Origin of the sequence: uncultured Campylobacter sp., assembly GCF_938018035.1 — a bacterium.
Lineage (GTDB): Bacteria > Campylobacterota > Campylobacteria > Campylobacterales > Campylobacteraceae > Campylobacter_B.
Genome location: NZ_CALIJF010000020.1, coordinates 1 through 2497, shown reverse-complemented (window position 1 = coordinate 2497; position 2497 = coordinate 1). Strand labels below are relative to the sequence as shown.

The following is a 2497-nucleotide window of genomic DNA, read 5'->3' as shown; positions in this document are numbered from 1 at the left end:
TCTAGCTTGCGGATTAAAGGTTGTTAGCGTGGAGTGGGAGCAGATTAAAGATATGGCTGATTATGTGCATTTCGCGGAAGATAAAGAGGAGTTTTTATGCTGTATTTCAAATAAGGAAGAGCGGCTACCCCTTGATCTGGAAAAAATGACGTGGTTAGGTAGACTTAAGGAATTGCTTGCCAGTTCGTCATTAAAGAAAGAAAAATGAAAATTTTATTTATTACGCTTAGGGCCGATCACGGCGGGGGACCAAAACACATCGATCTGCTTATAAATAATTTATCTAGCGAGATAGAGATATATCTTGCTTGTCCGCAAGATAGGCCCTACTATGATCTGTGGAACGAGTCAAAAAAGATTAAAGACATATTTATCTTGCCGCATAGAAAATTTAGTGTGAAAAAACTCCTTGGGCTGAATAAATTTATAAAAGATAATGATATAGAGATAGTCCATTCCCATGGTAAGGGCGCAGGCATATATTCGCGGATGCTTAAAATTTTAAATCCAAGGCTAAAGATAGTCCATACTTTACACGGCGTTCATATCGGAGAATACGGCTTTTTGAAAAAGAGTGCATATATTTTTTTGGAGCGGTTTTTAACGCTATTTACCGATAAATTTATAAATGTTTCAAATAGCGAAAATAGCCTTTGTTTAAAGCTTAGACTATTTAAAAAAAGTAAGTGCGAGATCGTATATAACGGCATAAAAGCTCTTTTGAAAGACGATAACGCCAAGATAAAATTTAATCTATCGGGGAAAAGGGTAGTTACGACTATTTCGAGATTTGATTATGCGAAAAATATGTCCTTGGCGTACGAAATAGCTCAAAATTTTAAAGACAATTCAAACATCGTTTTTTTGTGGCTCGGAGACGGCGACGATAGGACAAAATTTGAATCTATGGCGCAAAAAGACGGCGTAAATATAATCTTTACGGGCTTTACCGATGAAATACCCGCGTATCTATCCGCTACGGACATCTACTTGTCTACTTCCAGATGGGAGGGGCTGCCTTACGCGCTCATAGAGGCGCAGTCGCTAGACATCCCGGTAGTGGCGACAAACGTAGTGGGAAATAACGAGGTTGTAGAAAACGACAAAAACGGATTTTTGTTTGAGAGCGCGCAGCAAGCGTGCCGGGATATAGAAAATTTATTAAATGATGAGAAAATATACGGTAAAATGCAAAGCGAAGCGTTGATAAATTTTAAAGATAAATTTGATATCGGCATCACGGTTTGTAAAGTGGAAAAAATTTATGAGCAAATGTTTGAAAATAGATCAACTAGGGAGCCGCAATGAAAAAAGCCCTTGTCCACGACTGGTTTAGCACCTATGCGGGCGCGGAGAAATGTGTCGAGAGTTTCACTGATATCTGGGATGATTTTGAAATTTACAGCCTCATCGACTTTTTAAGCGATGCCGACCGAGATAAAATTTTAAAAGGCAAGCACGCTCACACGAGCTTTATCCAGAAGCTGCCCTTTGCGAAGGACAAATACCGCAACTACCTGCCGCTATTTCCGCTCGCGATCGAGCAGTTTGATCTAAGTGCCTACGACGTTGTACTATCCAGCTCACATGCCGTCGCAAAGGGGGTTCTGACGCACTCAAATCAACTTCACATCGCCTATGTACACACGCCGATCCGCTATGCGTGGGACCTGTATCATCAGTACTTGCGCGAAAGCGGGCTGGATCGCGGTTTAAAGGGTGTGCTGGCGAAGTATTTTTTACATAAAATTCGCATTTGGGACGCGAGCACCGCAAACCGCGTGGATTACTACGTCGCGAATAGCCGCTACATCGCGCGCCGTATCAAAAAAACATACGGCAAGCCTAGCGACGTCATCTATCCGCCCGTGGATGTGGATAAATTTACGCTGCGCGAAGCCAAAGAGGAGTTCTATCTCACTGCCTCGCGCATGGTGCCGTATAAAAAGATCGATCTCATCGTCGAGGCGTTTTCGCAGACGGATAAAAAGCTGCTCGTTATCGGAGACGGGCCCGATATGGCCAAAATAAAATCAAAAGCGGGCAAAAATGTCGAGCTTTTGGGCTTTGCAGACGATGAAACGATGGCGGATCTAATGGGGCGGGCAAAGGCGTTTGTTTTTGCCGCCGAGGAGGACTTCGGCATTACGCCGGTAGAAGCGCAGGCGTGCGGCACGCCGGTGATCTGCTTTGGGCGCGGCGGCGCTCGCGAGACGGTGATTGACGGCGAGAGCGGGCTGTATTTTATGGAGCAAAATACAAAGGAGCTGCTCGCCGCCGTAGCTAAATTTGAGCAAAATTATGATAAATTTGAGCCTACAAAAATCAGAGAAAATTCTTTAAAATTTTCGCGCGCGCGCTTTGAGTCCGAGATCAAAAGCTATGTCGAGAAAAAATATGAGGAATTTAAGGACGGCCTAAATGACTAATATAATCCTAAGCGGCGGCAGCGGCACGAGGCTGTGGCCGATCAGCCGCACGCTTATGCCGAAGCAGT

4 protein-coding genes are annotated in these 2497 nt (G+C 44.0%); all 4 read left to right on the top strand.

Annotation, left to right across the window (positions count from 1 at the left end; genetic code table 11):
- Positions 1-208 (top strand): hypothetical protein (locus Q0257_RS00645; protein WP_298020255.1); only part of this gene is annotated, 208 nt, incomplete at its 5' end.
- Positions 205-1308, top strand: a complete 1104-nt coding sequence (locus tag Q0257_RS00640; protein WP_298020252.1) for a glycosyltransferase — start codon at positions 205-207, stop codon at positions 1306-1308. The genes Q0257_RS00645 and Q0257_RS00640, both read left to right, overlap by 4 nt.
- On the top strand, positions 1305-2429 hold the full coding sequence (locus Q0257_RS00635; protein ID WP_298020249.1) for a glycosyltransferase family 4 protein: 1125 nt from the start codon (positions 1305-1307) through the stop codon (positions 2427-2429). The genes Q0257_RS00640 and Q0257_RS00635 overlap by 4 nt, the downstream gene beginning before the upstream one ends.
- Positions 2422-2497 (top strand): sugar phosphate nucleotidyltransferase (locus tag Q0257_RS00630; protein WP_298020258.1); only part of this gene is annotated, 76 nt, incomplete at its 3' end. The genes Q0257_RS00635 and Q0257_RS00630, both read left to right, overlap by 8 nt.

Bases quoted from the DNA above. Each gene is read 5' to 3' on its own strand.
- Q0257_RS00635 (WP_298020249.1), top strand. From the start codon at position 1,305: ATGAAAAAAGCCCTTGTCCACGACTGGTTTAGCACCTATGCGGGCGCG.
- Q0257_RS00640 (WP_298020252.1), top strand. From the start codon at position 205: ATGAAAATTTTATTTATTACGCTTAGGGCCGATCACGGCGGGGGACCA.